Origin of the sequence: Flavobacterium quisquiliarum (assembly GCF_019308285.1) — a bacterium.
GTDB classification, from domain to species: domain Bacteria; phylum Bacteroidota; class Bacteroidia; order Flavobacteriales; family Flavobacteriaceae; genus Flavobacterium; species Flavobacterium quisquiliarum.
On the sequence record NZ_WWEM01000040.1, the window covers coordinates 302,127 to 318,925 of the forward strand.

Here is a 16,799-nt window from a genome sequence, read left to right on the forward strand (position 1 = left end):
ATCAGCCAAAAAAATTAATTTCATATGAATAAAACTGTATTTATAAACAGGCTCAGCAACAGGTCGAGGCTGGCAATTTCTGCATCGGCGGGTCTGCTCACGGCCATTGTCCTTGAGATCGGAACCAGCAGGCCCTCTGTGCACATCATGGCGGTCTGGCTGGCTTTTTCCCTTACCCAGCTGTTCTTCTCCTGGTTTACCATTCTCACCTGCCGTCTGGATGAGCTCAAAAAAAATGCCAAAGACCAGGATTCGGGACGCGCAGTGCTCTCCCTTTTCATGCTCCTTACAACAGCGGTCAGCCTTTTGGGAATTGTGCTTCTGTATGTTTCAGCCGAGCAGAAGACAGGCCCCGAACTGGCGCTGCATGTGGTGATGACACTTTCATCGGTGGGAACCGCTTGGGCAATTGTCCACACTACCTTTGCCTTTAAATACGCCAATCTGCACTATTCGCTGAACGGCCTTGATTTTCCGGGTAAGGGAGAACCTGACTATCTGGACTTTGTCTATTTCTCCTTTGTGATCGGCACCACTTTCCAGGTATCGGATGTAGCCATACTGGACCGCAGGATAAGGCGCACCGCACTGGTGCACGGAGTGCTCTCCTTTATGTTCAATACCACCATCCTGGCATTGAGCATCAATATAATCTCAAGCATGGTCCAGAAATAAGGCAATGCGGATAATGCCGCATCTGGCGGCTAATGCGCACAAATCAGAGATTAAAATGTTAAAAAACGGAATATGCCTAAAAATTCAGAATAAATTCAAAATTGGATTGTAAACTTAGCGGTTTTTGGAATAACTGAATAAGCGGGGATAAAATTAGGCAGGGACAGCATGGGATTCGGTTCTAATTTAGTAAATTTATTATCCCGCAGATCAGTTACCAGCATATAATCCGATTACAATGAAGGTTTTAATTATCGAAGACGAGCAGGATATCGCTCAGAGCATACAGGGCTATTTTAAGGGAGAAGGCGTCAAATGCGAGACAGCGCACAGCTATGTGCAGGCAATCCACAAGATTGACAATTACGATTATGACTGCATACTACTTGACCTTGGCCTTCCCGACGGGGACGGATTTGACATATTGCGCGAGCTCAGGAGCAAGGACAAGACCGACGGGGTGATTATCATATCGGCCAAAGAGACCCTTGAGGCAAGGATTGAGGGCTTCAGCCTTGGCGCCGACGATTACCTCACCAAACCCTTCCACCTCGCCGAACTGCTGGTTAGGATGCAGGCCCTTGTGAGGCGCAGGAATTTCAGGGGAAGCAACAGGGTGGTCTTCAAGGAAATCCAGATTGAGGTTTTCACCAAAACGGTCCTGGTCAGCGGCCAAAAGCTGGAGCTAACCAGAAAGGAGCTCAACCTGCTGCTGTTCCTGATCGGAAATAATGATAAAGTGCTTTCAAAATCCGCCATTGCCGAGCATCTTTCAGGCGATATGGCCGACATGCTCGACAGCCACGACTTCATATACGCCCATATTAAAAACCTCAAAAAGAAACTCGCCAAAGCAGGCTCCGGCGACTACATCAAAACTGTCTACGGCGAAGGATACAAATGGGAAAAATGAACACAAAAAAACTGCTCAGCAAAACAACCCGCGATTTTCTGATCCTGGCGGCAGCCATTCTGCTGATCTGCGCGCCGATATTCTACTATGTGAGCCAGTGGCTCTACATCTATGAAACCGAAGAGGTCCTCGTGCAGCACAAGAACGCCTTCGTGAATCAGAGCAGCAGGAATTTTACACCCGAGGACATCAAGACCTGGAACAGGTTCAACCTGCATTTCACCATCCTGCCCGATATGGGGGTCACCAAAGATTCCATAGTGGGCACCATGGTCGAGGATTCCACTGCCGAAGAGAAGGAGCCTTTCCGCATCATCTACGCGCCGGTGCAGATTGCAGGCAAAACATACACCTACACCGAGAAGATCCATCTTCTGGAAATGGAGCGCATGGTATTCAGCATAGCCGGAATGTTCACCTTCATACTGCTGGTGCTTTTCATCGGCATTGTGTGGCTTTCCAAAAAGACGGCCTCCAAACGCTGGATGCCCTTCTACAACACCCTGGACCAGATACATGAATTTGAGATAGACAAAAGCAAGCCGCCCCATTTCATCAAATCAGACATCGATGAATTTGAACGCCTCAACAGAAGCCTAGAGGCGCTCATTGAAAAAAATACCGCCATCTACAAAAGCCAGAGGGAATTTGTGGAAAATGCGGCGCACGAGCTTCAGACCCCCCTAGCGCTGTTCCAGAATAAGATCGACACCCTGTTCCAGATGGATCTCAACAAAGATCAGACCCACGTGCTTGGCACGCTGAGCAGGGATGTGGCAAAACTCAACAGGCTCAACAAAAACCTGCTGCTGCTCTCCAAAATGGAGCATGAGGCCTATCTGGATAAAAGCACCATCTCGGTCAACGCCCATATTGAAAAGCACCTGGACTTCTTCACCGAACAGGCCGACCAGAAGCAGGTGTCCATCAGTATGCAGATCTCCGAAAGCCTGCAGATATATGGCAATCCTGTCCTTGGGGAAATCCTGATCAACAACCTTGTGCTCAATGCCATACGGCACAACCGCAGCGGAGGGAATATCATCATCAGGACCATGCCCGACGAGCTGCTGATCCTAAACACGGGAGTGCCTTCGCCGCTGCCCATAGAAAAGCTCTTCAACCGGTTTTTTAACGGCGGCACCTCGGCAAACGGCACCGGACTGGGTCTGGCAATCATCAGGAAGATAGCCGAAATAAGCGGCTGGAGGGTCAGCTATTCATTCTATAAGGGACTGCACAGCTTCAGCGTTCGTTTCCAGCGCCGCGCGCTGGGCTCTTCAAACGGCCAGGCACCCTGGAGGAATGGCTGAAAGGGCTTCGCAGATAATTTTTCATAAACTCGGCCTTTATTTCTTAATAAAAACCAAAAATTCAGAATGATTACAACATTGCAATGTAAACTTTGCTGAGTTATTATTGAGTTATGAGCAAATTGTCTTTGAGAACCGGCAGATACGCGCTGCTGGTTCACTTTATTGCGTGGTTTTTATTATTTTCACAGCTATTAAGAGTTATATTTCTAATCTGGCAGCACGATCAGGTTTCCCTAAATGTCCTGGATGCCGCCCGCACGCTGCTAACCGGATTTTTCTTTGATCTGGGCACCATTGTCCTGATTTCTTTTCCCGCCGTCCTATACTATACCGTATTTGCCGGCAGATGGACCGGCTCCATCGCCGATAGGGCCATCACCTGGTTCTTTATCTCGGTGAACGTATTTATTCTGGTCTTCACCTTTCTGGCTGAAATCACCTTCTGGGATGAGTTCAGGACACGCTTCAATTTTATTGCCGTGGACTACCTGATCTACACCTATGAGGTTATTGCCAATATACAGGAGTCCTATCCCCTGCCGCTTCTGATTGCATCAGTGCTGGCAGTGACGGCACTTGTCCTTTTTGCCTTCCACAGATCAAAAGCCTTTGCTGCCGCATTCGCCCATAATGCGGACATAGTGAAGAGGGTTTCCATACTGCTTGTCTTTACGGCGGCAGCTTCTTTTTATATCACCTTTATCTCCAGCAGCCAGGCCGAATGGTCCCCAAACCGCTATAATTCCGAAATCTCCAAATCAGGGATCTATTCCTTTTTTGCCGCCTTCCGCAACAATCAGATGAAATACGAGCGCTTCTACACCACCATCAGCAATGACAGGGCATTCGGCATCGTAAAATCAAAACTACGCGACAGCACCGTGTCCTATGCCTCAACAGGCTATTCGATCCACCGCAGCATAAAGGATGCCCAGACCCCTCTTGAGAGGAAAAACGTCGTATTTGTGCTCATGGAGTCCTTCAGCGCCGGTTTTATGAATGAATTCGGAAACAGGCAGAACCTGACCCCTTTCCTGGACAGCCTTGCCCAGAAGAGCGTCTTTTTCAATAATATGTACGCCACCGGAACCCGGACCGTAAGGGGAATGGAGGCCGTTACGCTTTGCATCCCCCCGACCCCAGGGCAGTCCATCGTAAAAAGGCCCGATAACCAGAACCTTTTTACCATCAGCAACGTCTTTAGGTCCAAAAACTACCAGTGCAGCTTCTTTTACGGCGGGGACGGCTATTTCGACAACATGAACTCCTATTTCGGAGGCAACGGATTCACCATATACGACCGCGGACGCGGAAGCGTGCTCAGCGACCGGATCAAGACCGTGCGCCATAATATTGCAGACAGCGAAGTCACCTTTGAGAATGCCTGGGGTATCTGCGATGAGGATATCTTCAATAAAATGCTCAGCACCGCCGACCGGCAGTACAAGGAAGGAAAACCGTTCCTGAATTTTGTAATGACGACCTCCAACCACAGGCCGTACACCTATCCGTCAGGCAGAATTGACATCCCGTCGGGAACAGGACGCGAGGGCGCTGTGAAATATGCGGACTATGCACTTAAAAGGCTCTTTGCCGAGGCATCCAAAAAGCCGTGGTACAAAAATACGGTCTTCATCATAATAGCGGACCACTGCGCCAGCAGCGCCGGGAAGGATGAGATTGACATTGCCAACTACCATATACCCGCTTTCATAGCAAACCTGCCCGAAGCAGAAAATCGGAAGATAGGCGCGCAGTGCTCGCAGATCGATCTCTGGCCGACGGTCTTTTCGCTCTTCAGATGGCATTATGAATCGGATTTCTTCGGAAGGGATGTCCTTGCGCAGAATTTTGAGCAGCGCGCGTTTCTGGGAACCTACCGCAAGCTGGCACTGATGAAGGGCAGCAGGGTGATGATTCTCTCCGACCAGCAGAAGCAGGCCTTCTACAGCTGGAAAAAATCCGACAACAGCCTCACTCCCCTTGCGATGGACAGAAGCTTTCTGGAGGAGACCATAGCATGGTACCAGACGGCCGATTACCTTTTTACAAACAAACTTCTAAAATAAGCGATGACCTATATACATTTCATTATAAATCCCGTCTCCGGAGACGGACGCCACAGCCTGTCCGATCTTTACATCAGGCAGTTCTTTCCCGCCGACCGCTTCAAGATCAGGGCCGATTACACCCTGCGAAAAAAGCACGCGCTTTCCCTTACCGCAAGCGCACTGGAGCAGAATCCCGATATCATAGTGGCCTGCGGCGGGGACGGCACCATCAATGAGGTCGCCTCATGCCTGATAGGCACGGGGGTCGAATTGGGCATCATCCCGCTGGGTTCGGGAAACGGCCTAGCCTCGCATCTGAACATTCCCCACGATATAGAAAAATCCCTTGAAGTGATCAGGGATAGGAGAAAAATACGCATTGATGCGGGAAGGATAAACCAGCATTATTTTTTCAGCAATGCGGGTGTGGGCATTGACGCCATGGTCATCAAAAAATACGAGCATTCCGCAGGAAGGATGCTCTTTTCCTATATCAGGGCCGCTGTCGCCTCCAGCTTCGAATATAAGGCGCAGCCCACCGTTGTCTATTTTGACGACAGGGTGATCCCCATCAGGCCATTTATGGTTTTTGTCTCCAATTCAAATGAAATGGGATACAGCATGAGCCTTACCCCGGATGCCATGCTCACAGACGGAAGGCTGAATCTGGTGCTGATACCTGAGCTTTCCTTCATCGAAAAGATAGCCTTGGGCTACCATATACTGAACCGCTCGGTCTCCAGATTCAAAAAGGCCCAGCACCATCTGGTGCAGAACCTGTGCGTGGAAATGCCCAACAGGATTTTTACCGACGCCCAGATCGACGGCGAACACTACAAGCTCAGAACCAACAGCTGCAGGATCTCGGTAGCTCCCGCAGTACTGACCGTGCTGGTCTAGAATGGGCATCGCCTTTTTGGGTTTTCCGTCCTGCAGAGCTGTTCTGCAGGCACAGCGGCATAGCCGCTATTTTGCTATCGAACTGCGGTCAGTGTCAAAATCGAGAAGCACCAGCTTCTGGTCATCCAGAAATATCAGCATATCGAGAACCTCGGACTGGTTCCGCTTTTCATCCTGGGGAGGACTATCGGGAAAAATCAGCGCCGTAAGCTCATCCAGGGCGAAATCCCTCTCCGGGTTATCCCTGAGGATGGTAAGGATTACAGCGGAAATATTCAAATGCTTTCTCATAGTTTATATCTTTTGGGGTTGCTCTCCGGCATTAGGGCCGGAAATATGGAATAAACCGCAGGCTTTTGGAAGGCCTGCGGTTCTGAATTAACAATTTTCCTCCGCCTTTTTCAGGATTCTCCGTTTGGAGTGAGGCTATTGCGGCCAATGCCCTTATCCAAAGCTTTTTCAGTTGCCTTTTCATGGGGCTTGTCCAGTATGTGGTACAGGACGAAATGCCTGACCCGAACAATGATTCCCAGCACTATCACAAGGCCGAGAATCGTAAGTATGATCGTCTTTCCTATATTTACCGCCGAATATTTGTTTTTCCTTCTGACAGGCCTTCCCTTCTGGCCCCTCGGGGTTTTATGGATATTGGGATAGTATTTTTTATGTCGTTTTTTCATTTCGGGTAGAATTCGAACGGAAGCCCGACCCGCAGATACAGCTCAATTTGCCATAAGCTGCCGGCAGAACTGCCTGTTCAGTTATAGGCATGCACGGTCCAGCCCGGTTCTCCAGGGCTTCAGTGCAGCTGAATTCAGGCAAAAGGGAGCCTTGCCGCTATGGCCTGACGGTTCTCCATGCAATGGATCCCATCTGCGGCCTGCGGCAAAAAATAAGCGCCAAATATGTAGATTTAAGTGCGGGTGCTCCCTTTTCCCTGCTTTAGAATTTCATTTTCTGAATGCGCACGGCATTAAGGATCGCAATCAGAGACACCCCGACATCAGCAAACACCGCTTCCCACATAGTGGCAAGCCCGCCCGCTCCGAGGATGAGCACTATCCCTTTCACTACAAATGCAAGGGTGATATTCTGCCAGACGATCTTCTTGGTCTGCCTGCCGATATTGATGGCCATCGGTATCTTTGAAGGCTTGTCGTCCTGTATGACAACGTCCGCCGTCTCAATGGTGGCGTCGCTTCCCAGTCCTCCCATCGCAATCCCCGCATCGCTTAAGGCTACAACAGGTGCGTCATTCACGCCGTCTCCCACAAAAGCAACCGTCCCAAACTGCGACTTGATCTCCTTAACCTTGTTTACCTTGTCCTCAGGAAGGAGGTCGCCGTACGCATTGTCTATGCCAAGCTTGTCGGCCACATATTTCACAACGCTCCCCTTGTCCCCGCTTAGCATCGTTGCCTTGATATTAAGCTTATGCAGCAGCTCTATGGTCAGCTGGGAGTCTTCCTTGATGCTGTCGGCAATTGTGATGTAGCCCGCATATTTCCTGTCGTAGCTTACCGCAATGGTGGTGTACACTATCGAAGTCGGATCGACGTCATAGGCAATGCCGAACTTGTCAAGAAGCTTGAAGTTGCCCGCAAGCAGCTCTTTTCCGTTGATGGCCGCCTTGAGTCCATGCCCTGCAATTTCTTCAGTGCTTTCCAGTTTTATCGAACTGTCGACCTCCCCGACATATTCATGGATCGCCGTGGCAACGGGATGCGAGCTCATGCTCTCAATCGCATTGACCATTTTTAGGATCTCGTCCTTGTCAAATTCTGGCTTGAAGACCGTTTCCTGCACCTTGAACACCCCTTCTGTCATCGTCCCGGTCTTATCCATAACCACGTTCTGTATCGAGGCCATTACGTCAAGGAAATTGCTTCCCTTGAAAAGTATACCGTTTCGGCTCGCTGCACCGATTCCGCCAAAATAGCCAAGGGGAATCGAAATCACTAGCGCGCACGGGCAGGAGATCACAAGAAAGACAAGGGCTCTGTAAAGCCAGCTGCTGAAATCATAATTGTCCACAAAGAAATAAGGCAGCAGGCAGATTCCGATAGCCAGGAAAACCACGATTGGCGTGTAGATTTTGGCAAACCTGCGTATGAAAAGCTCCGTAGGGGCCTTCTGCGAGGTGGCATTCTGCACAAGCTCCAGTATCCTGCTGAGCTTGCTGTCGGTAAATGCCGCGGTGACCTTCACTTGGGCAGCCACATTCAGATTGATCATTCCCGCAAGAACAGCCTCTCCTTTAGACTTGGTGTCCGGTTTGCTTTCCCCGGTAAGGGCTGCCGTATTGAAAGATGCGCTTTCGGTCAGCAGCTCTCCGTCAAGGCCCAGCTTTTCCCCAGGCTTCAGCTGGATGATGTCGCCGATCTGCGCCTCTTCAGCCTTAATGTTTTTGGTTTTGCCATCAGCAACGATGGTCACTTCATCAGGCCTCTGGTCCAGAAGGCTTTTGATGTTGCGCTGCGCTCTTGACACCGCCAGGGTCTGGAATACCTCCCCCACAGCGTAAAAAAGCATCACGGCAACTCCTTCAGGGTATTCCTTGATAATGAACGCCCCGATCGTGGCAATGCTCATAAGAAGGAATTCGGAGAAAATCTCACCCTTGCCCATGCTTTTGAAGGCATCCCTGATAACCGGAAAGCCGACAATGAGATAGGCTGCGAGATACCATGCGAAACGCAGGGCGCCTAAAAACCAATCCGGCTTTATCCAGTTGTCAAACGAGATGGCCGCAAGAAGCAGAACCAGCGATATTATCGAAGGGAGGAACATCTTTAAAGGCCCTCCTTCCGCACCGCTGTGGTCATGTCCGTCGTCATCGCTGTGGCTGTGGTTATGCCCGTCGCCCTTACTGTGCGCATGCTTGTGCCCATCATCGGCGCTGTGCCCTTTCAGAAGCTTCTCAGCTCCTGCCTGGGTGTAAACCTTCTCGGTCTGGGTGCAGCAGATCTGTTTTCCGTCTTTATCGTATTTATGCTTGTGTTCCATAATCTTTTAATGTTATAAGGTTAAAAAATACGGCGCCGATCCCCTTGAAGAAAAGGCTCCGATAAAAGGGCCGGCAATTTTTCAGCCGTTCCTTTTTTTACTCTTAATCAATCTGTCCACAAATCTTCTGTACCAGCCAAACTGGTTTATGGTGAAAATAAGCAGTATTATAAGTGTCGCCGCCACTGCCAGGACAAACATATTGAGGGCTATGGCCATGCCGACTGCCGAAGTCGTCCACAGTCCTGAAGCAGTGGTCAGTCCCTTGGGGAGATTTTTCTCGTCTCTGAAAATCAGTCCTGCGCCTATGAATCCGAGTCCTGTCGCAATGGCCGCCAGCATTCTGGCTATGGCGGATTTGTCGGCGGTCAGATGGGCCGAAATCGAAACAAACAGGCACGAGGCCACACAGATGCAGGCAAAGGTCCTCACACCGGAATTCTGCTGTTCGCGTTCCCTTTCCAGGCCTAATAGCCCTCCAAGAAAAACGGCAAGAAGCAGTTTAGCGGAAAGCAGCAGCTCAAATTCGATATCCATAGCAGGCTGATTTTTAGATTGGCACTATCTTACATTTCGAAATATTCGTTATTCTTGGGCTTGACCGGAATATCCGCCGCGCCGGTCATTTCAAGAAGATTGATCTCAATGGTCTGCGCCAGGGAGGTCATCGGAGTATCCACGGGCGTGTTCTCAAAAGGATCCTGCATGATGATGGCAGTGGTTTCTATCGCAATGAAAAGCAGCGGAATCAGGATGGTCATCAGCACTTCCACAATCAGCTGCGAATCCTCCAGCCCGAAAGGCAGTATGGCCGCAAAAACATAGATCAGAGTGTGCACCAGCAGGCTGTAGGACTTGGGGAAGACCGTATTTTTAATGCGCTCGCATTTCCCCATATGGTCGCACAGGCGCGAAATGGTCTCATTGAGCTGCACCGTCTTGAAATCCGATATAATCCCTCTGCTCTCCATCTCGGCAATATTCTGCGAATGCAGGTCAAGCAGCGCATTTGGTATATTGGCCGCAGTAATATTATGGAATTTCAGGTAGGCCTGCACTTTCGGGCTGAACGGCTGGCGGCGCAGCGATTCGCCAAGGGCATAAACCCAAATGATCTGCCTTTCTGCGAACTGCGACGATATGTCGCTGTTTTCCTTGGACGCGAACTGCATTACCTGCCTGATAAGGGTGCGCGAATCATTGACAATCGCACCCCATACGGTTCTGGCTTCCCACCATCTCTCATAGGACTGTGCCGTCCTGAATGCGAGAAGCAGTGAAACCGCGGTCCCCACAAGGGCTGGAATGCTTAGCGGAAGCGCCACTTTTTTAAATATGGGAAGCATATCCAGCAGCCCGATTGCAGCCGCGAATAGGACAATCAGAATAATCTGAGCCCTGATTTCACGCACAAAGTAAAGCACTGATATTTTACGGTTTAGAAGCATATTTAAACTTTAAAATTTTACAATATTCTTTGGTTCTCCATTATATTTCTGCAGTTATTGGCTCTTTAGGCATTTTTCGCAGATTCCCTTAGCTAAAATCTGGATCTCATCAATCTGCAGGCTCTCGGTAAGGCTTTTGGGAAGCGCGATCTCCTCACGGCAGGTGGTCTGCCTGCACTTTTTGCAGTAAAAATGAAGGTGGGTGTCATTATGGTCCTCCTCAGCGCAGGATTCGGCGCTCAGCCTGTATTTGGCCTCATTCTCGTCGGGAATCTTATGCGCAAGCCCCTTTTCCAGAAAGGTCTGCAGAGTGCGGTAGATCGTCACCTTATCCGCCTTATGGAAATGCTTTTCGATTTCAGCAAGCGATAATGCCGCTGTGAGCGTCTCCATATATTCGTAAATCAGGATACGCATCGTGGTCAGGCGTATATTCTTGCTGTTAAAGGCTTCTTCAGTCGTTTTCTTCATATGACTTTTCCATTAAAAATAAAACCGGCAATAAGGCCTATCCGTTAGGCAGTTATAGTAAATTTACGAAGCTTATTTTAAATTTCAGCATTCGGAAACTACTTTTTAGCAGGCAGATACTTCATAATCAGCCTTAATTGCCGGCAGTCTTTTAAATTAATGCAGGTTTACCGATTCGAGACCATCGATTAGAGACCCAGGGGGCGGATCTAAATTCTCCGGGGTATCACAGGCAAACACACACTGTCGAACAGTCACCTGCATTAAATCCTTCAAAATATTAATGTTCGTGGCCTCCCGAATTGCTCAGTTTGGCATTTACGAAAAAGGTTCCTTTCGTGACAATCTGCGCTCCGGCAGGCACATCCTTAACGGGTGTAACCGCTGTATAGCCCACTTCTGAAACTCCTTTGGTCACCTCCACTTTTTCAAAATTCATGCTTGTCGCTGCAATCCTCTTTTCCTCCTCAGGGCTGTGCTTTTCACCGGCTTCAGCGCCTTCCTCGCCTTCCGCCTCTTCATGCTCCTCAGGCTTCTTATCGGTTTTTACAAAAATGTAGAATTTTCCGTCCGCTTCAGCAATCGCATCATTAGGCACCGCAGCCGTAAGGGCCGTTCCCACGCCTACCATCGCCGTGATGTTCATTCCGTCGATTAGTCCGGTTTTATTGCCCGTTACTGTACAGTGGACCGCAACGCTCTTGCTCTGGTTCTCAAATGAGGAGCCTATATTGAACACCTTTGCTGTATAAGTCGCCGCAGGATTGTTGGTAAGGGTGAAAGTGACGCTCTGCCCCACTTTTATGCTGGGAAGATCTTTTTCAAAAACCTGAAGGTCCAAATGGATCAGCTGATTGTCCACTATCTCCACCACAGGCGAGGATACGTCAACATAGCTTCCGATCTTGGCAAACTCGGCGCTCACCGTTCCGGTTACAGGGCTTGTAACCGTTAGCGCAGCTCGCAGATTTGAGGCAGTAATTCCTGCCGGATTAATCCCCATTAGCTGTATCTGTTTGGCAAGCGATGCCTTGCGGGCGCGAAGCGCATTCACTTCCGCTGTGGCACTCTGAAGGTTCTTCAATGCTCCGGCATTTCCGGCCTGAAGATCTTTCTGGCGCTGCAGCTCCTGCTCGGCATTGGTGATGCGGCTGTTGATGGTGATGTACTCCTCCTGCTGCTGCACAAACTGCGGATTCTCGATCGTCGCAATCACCTGTCCCTTGCGGACCTGGTCGCCAAGCTGCACTTTAAGGGTTTTGATAACCCCTCCATAAAGGGATGTGGCATTGGCTTTATTGTTGTTGGGAACCCTTAAGGCGCCGTTGACTTTTATCGCTGCAGTCAGGTTCTTGTTCTCGATAGTGCCCAGCTGGACCCCTACCGATTTCATCTGGTCCTGGGTCAGCACTGCAATTGTAGCAGCTTCCTCCTCGCCATGCGCCTCTTCTTTCGCTCCCGCAGCATTTTCAGTTTTGGCAGCGTTTTCGCTTTCATTGCTTTTTTGTCCGCAGCTTACAAATGAGAAGATTGCAGCCGACGCGATTAATAATTGAATTTTGAGTTTCATCTATGCTCTATATTTAAAATTATCCTGTGGGAAGGCTCTGCCTGTCCCACAGGCTGTTATATTATTTATTTATTGTTGAAATAGTCAAACTGCACCGCAGAAAGGTTATACTGGTTCAATACGTCAAGATAATTCTGGCGGATGCCTACGGCCTGGGTCAGAAACTGTCCAAGCTCAGCAAAGCTAATCTCCCCCGAGCGGTAGCTCAATGTTGAGGCTTTGATAATGTCTTCTGCCTGCTTAAGCCCTGAAGTCTCATAGAAATTCAGCAGCGCAAGGTTTTTTTCAATCTCCGCCACAGAAGAATTCTTCTGGGTCGCCAGAAGCTGGGTCTGATAGGCAAGGTTCTTTTCCTGCACTTCTTTCTCAGCCTTTGCCGCTTTTACCTTATTATGGGCCGATACGGCTCCGAAAAGCGGGAACGATGCAGTGGCAGAAAACCCCGTGTACGGATCATCCAGCCCGTAAAGCCTCTGGCTGAATACCCTTCCCGACAGTTCAGGCATATTGCTGTTTCTGATTACTGAAATGTTTGATGATGCAATCTTCACATTCTGCTCCTGAAGGGTCAGAAGCGGATGCAGTCCGCCGCTTTCCGATAATGTAACCTCGGCTTTGCCAAGCGGCGCTTCTACGGGAAGCAGCCATTCATTCAGGTTCATAAGCATCATCAGCTGCTGCTGCTGCACGGTCATGTCCTTCTTGTTCTGGTCCGAAAAAGCTTTCAGCTCCTGAAGCTTGGCCTCTGCCGCAATCTTATCCAGCTGTGCCACATCACCTGCCTTTAAGCGAACTTCCGCAGTTTTTGAAAGCTGCGTATAGATGCTGTCCAGACGCTTGTACAGCTGCTGCTTGTCCTGCAGGTACCAAAGCTTGTAATAGGCCGTGCGCACATCCCTTTTGATTGTAGCGTTCAAAAGCAGCGTATTTAGCTGGCTGTACTGCAGCTGGTTTTTGAAATAGCTTTTTCTGGCGGCATAAAGTCCCGGCCACGCAAAACTCTGCGAGATACCGATTTTCAAGATCCCTGTTTTGTCGGACGGCCTCAAATCCTCATTCTCCGCAAAAACACCGGTTTTAGGAATGTCAATGGCCGTTTTTGCGTTGAGCCCGGCAGCCTGGATTTCAGACTTATTGATGTCCAGCTGCTGATTGCTCTGCAGGGCGGTTTCGACAGCCTTCTCAATTGGGATCCTCTGCTGCGCGTTTGCAGACCCTAGACCCGCAATAAGCAATATAGCTATGGCAGTTGTATTTCTCAATTTAAATTTTCCTTTAAAGTCAAACTTCGTGTTAAAAATAATATAGAGTAAAGGCAGCACGAAAAGAGTCAGGAACGTAGCTGTCACAAGACCTCCGATTACAACCGTAGCAAGGGGCTTCTGCACCTCCGCTCCGGCGCTGCTGCTGATAGCCATCGGCAGGAATCCCAGCGATGCCACCATAGCAGTCATAAGCACGGGACGCAGCCTTGTAATGGTTCCTTCTTTAACCCTTTCAAAAATGTTGCTCATCCCCTCTTTTTCAAGCTGGTTAAATGTTCCAATCAGTACGATACCGTTTAGCACTGCAACTCCAAATAGAGCTATAAATCCGATTCCGGCACTGATGCTGAAAGGCATCCCCCTTAGCATTAGGGCAAATATGCCCCCTATGGCACTCATAGGTATTGCAGTAAAGATCAGCGTAGCCTGCTTGAAGGAACGGAATGTGAAATACAGCAGTCCGAAAATCAGCAGCAGCGAAACCGGCACTGCAATCATAAGCCTTGCGCTTGCAGCCTGCAGGTTCTCAAATTGTCCTCCATAAGTGAAATAGTATCCTGGCGGCAGTTTTACCTTCTCAGACAGCTTTTTCTGGATGTCCTGCACCACACTCTGCACATCTCGGCCCTTAACATTGAATCCGATTACAATCCTTCTTTTTCCCGCTTCCCTGCTGATCTGTGCAGGGCCCAGCTTATAGTCGATTTTAGCTACCTGGGATAAAGGCACCTGAACACCGGTATTGGTTGGGATCATCAGATTGCTCACATCGTCTATGCTGCTTCGGTGAATGCTGTCAAGACGCACCACAAGGTCGAATCGTCGTTCGTTTTCATATACCTGTCCCGTGCTTTTTCCTGCAAAGGCAGTGCTGACAACATCATTCACATCCTCGATGGTAAGCCCGTAATTGGCAATTCTGGTCCTGTCATATTCAATATTGATCTGCGGAAGGCCGCTAACCCTTTCAATCTGCGGCGAGGTTGCTCCCGGAACGCTTTGTATAACCTGCCCAACTTCGTTGGCATACTGGGAAAGCGTATCTAAATTCTCACCGAATATCTTCACGGCAACGTCCTGTCTGATACCGGTCATAAGCTCATTGAAACGCATCTGGATCGGCTGGTTCTTTTCAAAGAAAACCCCCGGAATGACTTCAAGCTTTTCCATTATGGCATCTGCAAGCTCTGCATAGCTCCTGCCTGATTTCCATTCCTTCTGCGGTTTAAGGACAACCATTAAATCGGTGGCCTCCGGAGGCATTGGATCGGTAGGCACCTCGGCAGCTCCCGTCTTGCCGACAACCATCTTCACCTCGTCAAACTGCTTGATAATTCTTGAGGCCTGCATCGAGGTCTCGATGCTTTGGTTCAGCGAGCTTCCCTGCGGCAGTATGCAGTGGAATGCGTAATCGCCTTCCTGAAGCTGCGGGATAAACTCTCCTCCCATTCTTGTAAAGCAGAAGACGGCAACCAGGAATATGGCTCCCGTAACGCCAACCACAGTATATTTGATATCAATCACCTTCTGAAGCAGAGGCTGATAAATGCTCTGGATTCTGTTCATCATCCTATCGCTGAACGTCTCTTTATGCTGCGGTTTCTTAGATAGGAAAAGCGCGCACATCATCGGAATATAAGTCAATGATAAAATTAAGGCTCCAAATATTGCAAATCCTACCGTCTGCGCCATAGGGCGGAACATTTTCCCTTCAACGCCCACAAGGGTCAGAATCGGGATATATACAATTAAAATGATGATCTCACCGAAGGCCGCACTGGTACGGATTTTAGAGGCAGAATCGAAAACCTCTTCATCCATCTCATCCTGGGTAAGATTATTGAGAGACTTGCGCATGGCCAGATGATGGAGCGTGGCCTCAACCACAATTACCGCACCATCCACTATAAGGCCAAAGTCAATTGCCCCAAGAGACATCAGATTGGCGCTTACGCCAAATACATTCATCAGTCCAAGCGCAAACAGCATTGCAAGAGGAATGGCTGAGGCAACAATAAGCCCCGCGCGGAAATTTCCTAAAAATAATACCAGCACAAATATTACGATAAGTGCGCCTTCCACCAGGTTCTTTTCAACTGTGCTGATTGCACGGCCGACAAGGTCTGTACGGTCAAGGTACGGTTCAATCACAATATCGTCAGGAAGGGATTTCTGGATGGTCGGCAGTTTTTCTTTGATGCGCTTTACAACCTCATTACTGTTCTCGCCTTTCAGCATCATTACGACACCGCCCACCGCATCAACTTCGCCATTATAGGTCAAGGCCCCATATCTGACCGCTTTTCCAAATCTAACCTCGGCAACATCGCTTACATAAATCGGCGCCGCTCCGGTATTTTTCACTACAATCTTTTTAACATCATCCAATGATGTCACCAGCCCTATTCCTCTGATGAAGTAAGCATTAGGCTTTTTATCTATATAGGCGCCTCCCGTATTTTGGTTGTTTTTTTGAAGCGCAGTAAAGATATCGGGGATGCTAACCCCCATTGCACGAAGCCTTTCAGGGTTCACGGCAACTTCATACTGCTTTAATTCACCTCCAAAACTGTTAACTTCCGCGATTCCAGGGGTCCCGTACAGCTGTCTGGCCACAATCCAGTCCTGCATGGTGCGCAGGTCTTTGGCATTGTATTTATTCTTGCTGCCCTTCTTTGGGTGGATAATGTACTGGTACACCTCGCCAAGACCCGTACTTACAGGAGCCATTTCCGGAGTTCCCACCCCTTGCGGGATTCTGTCGGTAGCCTCCTTCAGCCTTTCATTGATAAGCTGTCTGGCAAAATAGATATTCGTTTCTTCATCGAACACAACTGTGATAACAGAAAGCCCGAATCTTGATATGCTTCTGATTTCCTGAATTTTTGGAACAGTTGCAATGCTCTGCTCTATCGGAAATGTCACCAGCTGTTCCACTTCCTGCCCGGCAAGCGTAGGGCAGCTGGTAAAAATCTGAACCTGATTGTTAGTGATGTCAGGTACGGCATCTATGGGCAGTTTTGTAGCGCTCCATGCGCCCCATATGATAAGGACCAAAGTCATTAAGCCAATAATGATTTTGTTCTTAATACTGAATTTAATTATACTGTCTAACACTATGCAAGTAATTTTAACGTTTAGAAAATAGTCTTTCAGCCCGTCTTTAAGATGGGGAAAGTTAGAA

Annotated in this window: 13 protein-coding genes; 5 read left to right on the top strand and 8 right to left on the bottom strand. The window is 49.0% G+C overall.

The window, feature by feature from the left end; translation table 11 throughout:
- The first annotated feature begins 24 nt into the window (after positions 1–24).
- The 5 genes from GSY47_RS24855 (at position 25) to GSY47_RS24875 (ending at position 5,855) form a co-directional block, all read left to right on the top strand.
- Positions 25–675, top strand: coding sequence for a DUF1345 domain-containing protein (locus GSY47_RS24855; RefSeq protein ID WP_219071591.1), 651 nt, complete (start codon positions 25–27; stop codon positions 673–675).
- A 238-nt stretch (positions 676–913) separates the two neighbouring features.
- A complete protein-coding gene (locus GSY47_RS24860) occupies positions 914–1,588 on the top strand; it encodes a response regulator transcription factor (protein WP_219071592.1) in 675 nt (224 codons plus the stop codon).
- Positions 1,585–2,901, top strand: a complete 1,317-nt coding sequence (locus GSY47_RS24865; RefSeq protein WP_223705933.1) for a sensor histidine kinase — start codon at positions 1,585–1,587, stop codon at positions 2,899–2,901. Before GSY47_RS24860 ends, GSY47_RS24865 begins: the two co-directional genes overlap by 4 nt.
- Positions 2,902–3,014: 113 nt before the next feature.
- Positions 3,015–4,973 (top strand): LTA synthase family protein, encoded by a 1,959-nt coding sequence (locus GSY47_RS24870; RefSeq protein WP_219071594.1) that lies wholly within the window; start codon positions 3,015–3,017, stop codon positions 4,971–4,973.
- A gap of 3 nt (positions 4,974–4,976) precedes the next feature.
- Positions 4,977–5,855 (top strand): diacylglycerol/lipid kinase family protein, encoded by an 879-nt coding sequence (locus tag GSY47_RS24875; RefSeq protein WP_219071595.1) that lies wholly within the window; start codon positions 4,977–4,979, stop codon positions 5,853–5,855.
- A gap of 66 nt (positions 5,856–5,921) precedes the next feature.
- Here the strand turns inward: GSY47_RS24875 and GSY47_RS24880 are convergent, their stop codons facing one another.
- The 8 genes from GSY47_RS24880 to GSY47_RS24915 all read right to left on the bottom strand — a co-directional run bounded on the left by GSY47_RS24880 (position 5,922) and on the right by GSY47_RS24915 (position 16,732).
- Entirely contained in the window at positions 5,922–6,146 is a 225-nt protein-coding gene (locus GSY47_RS24880) for a hypothetical protein (protein WP_219071596.1), read from the bottom strand.
- A gap of 110 nt (positions 6,147–6,256) precedes the next feature.
- Positions 6,257–6,535: a hypothetical protein gene (locus GSY47_RS24885; RefSeq protein ID WP_219071597.1), complete on the bottom strand. Its 279-nt coding sequence runs from the start codon at positions 6,533–6,535 to the stop codon at positions 6,257–6,259.
- Positions 6,536–6,797: 262 nt separating this feature from the next.
- Positions 6,798–8,861 carry a heavy metal translocating P-type ATPase gene (locus GSY47_RS24890; protein ID WP_219071598.1) on the bottom strand — a complete coding sequence of 688 codons (2,064 nt, stop codon included), beginning with the start codon at positions 8,859–8,861 and terminating at the stop codon, positions 6,798–6,800.
- 81 nt (positions 8,862–8,942) lie between these two features.
- Positions 8,943–9,398 (bottom strand): MgtC/SapB family protein, encoded by a 456-nt coding sequence (locus tag GSY47_RS24895; RefSeq protein WP_219071599.1) that lies wholly within the window; start codon positions 9,396–9,398, stop codon positions 8,943–8,945.
- A gap of 29 nt (positions 9,399–9,427) precedes the next feature.
- Positions 9,428–10,309 (bottom strand): bestrophin family protein, encoded by an 882-nt coding sequence (locus GSY47_RS24900; RefSeq protein WP_219071600.1) that lies wholly within the window; start codon positions 10,307–10,309, stop codon positions 9,428–9,430.
- A 54-nt stretch (positions 10,310–10,363) separates the two neighbouring features.
- Positions 10,364–10,780, bottom strand: a complete 417-nt coding sequence (locus GSY47_RS24905) for a Fur family transcriptional regulator (protein WP_219071601.1) — start codon at positions 10,778–10,780, stop codon at positions 10,364–10,366.
- Between the two features lie 280 nt (positions 10,781–11,060).
- Positions 11,061–12,350: an efflux RND transporter periplasmic adaptor subunit gene (locus tag GSY47_RS24910; RefSeq protein WP_219071602.1), complete on the bottom strand. Its 1,290-nt coding sequence runs from the start codon at positions 12,348–12,350 to the stop codon at positions 11,061–11,063.
- 65 nt (positions 12,351–12,415) lie between these two features.
- Positions 12,416–16,732, bottom strand: coding sequence for a CusA/CzcA family heavy metal efflux RND transporter (locus GSY47_RS24915; RefSeq protein WP_219071612.1), 4,317 nt, complete (start codon positions 16,730–16,732; stop codon positions 12,416–12,418).
- Positions 16,733–16,799: the final 67 nt, after the last annotated feature.

Coding starts and splice junctions, on each gene's coding strand:
- GSY47_RS24880 (WP_219071596.1), bottom strand. CDS start 6,146: ATGAGAAAGCATTTGAATATTTCCGCTGTAATCCTTACCATCCTCAGG.
- GSY47_RS24875 (WP_219071595.1), top strand. CDS start 4,977: ATGACCTATATACATTTCATTATAAATCCCGTCTCCGGAGACGGACGC.
- GSY47_RS24870 (WP_219071594.1), top strand. CDS start 3,015: ATGAGCAAATTGTCTTTGAGAACCGGCAGATACGCGCTGCTGGTTCAC.
- GSY47_RS24895 (WP_219071599.1), bottom strand. CDS start 9,398: ATGGATATCGAATTTGAGCTGCTGCTTTCCGCTAAACTGCTTCTTGCC.
- GSY47_RS24900 (WP_219071600.1), bottom strand. CDS start 10,309: ATGCTTCTAAACCGTAAAATATCAGTGCTTTACTTTGTGCGTGAAATC.
- GSY47_RS24855 (WP_219071591.1), top strand. CDS start 25: ATGAATAAAACTGTATTTATAAACAGGCTCAGCAACAGGTCGAGGCTG.
- GSY47_RS24910 (WP_219071602.1), bottom strand. CDS start 12,350: ATGAAACTCAAAATTCAATTATTAATCGCGTCGGCTGCAATCTTCTCA.
- GSY47_RS24865 (WP_223705933.1), top strand. CDS start 1,585: ATGAACACAAAAAAACTGCTCAGCAAAACAACCCGCGATTTTCTGATC.
- GSY47_RS24885 (WP_219071597.1), bottom strand. CDS start 6,535: ATGAAAAAACGACATAAAAAATACTATCCCAATATCCATAAAACCCCG.
- GSY47_RS24860 (WP_219071592.1), top strand. CDS start 914: ATGAAGGTTTTAATTATCGAAGACGAGCAGGATATCGCTCAGAGCATA.
- GSY47_RS24905 (WP_219071601.1), bottom strand. CDS start 10,780: ATGAAGAAAACGACTGAAGAAGCCTTTAACAGCAAGAATATACGCCTG.
- GSY47_RS24890 (WP_219071598.1), bottom strand. CDS start 8,861: ATGGAACACAAGCATAAATACGATAAAGACGGAAAACAGATCTGCTGC.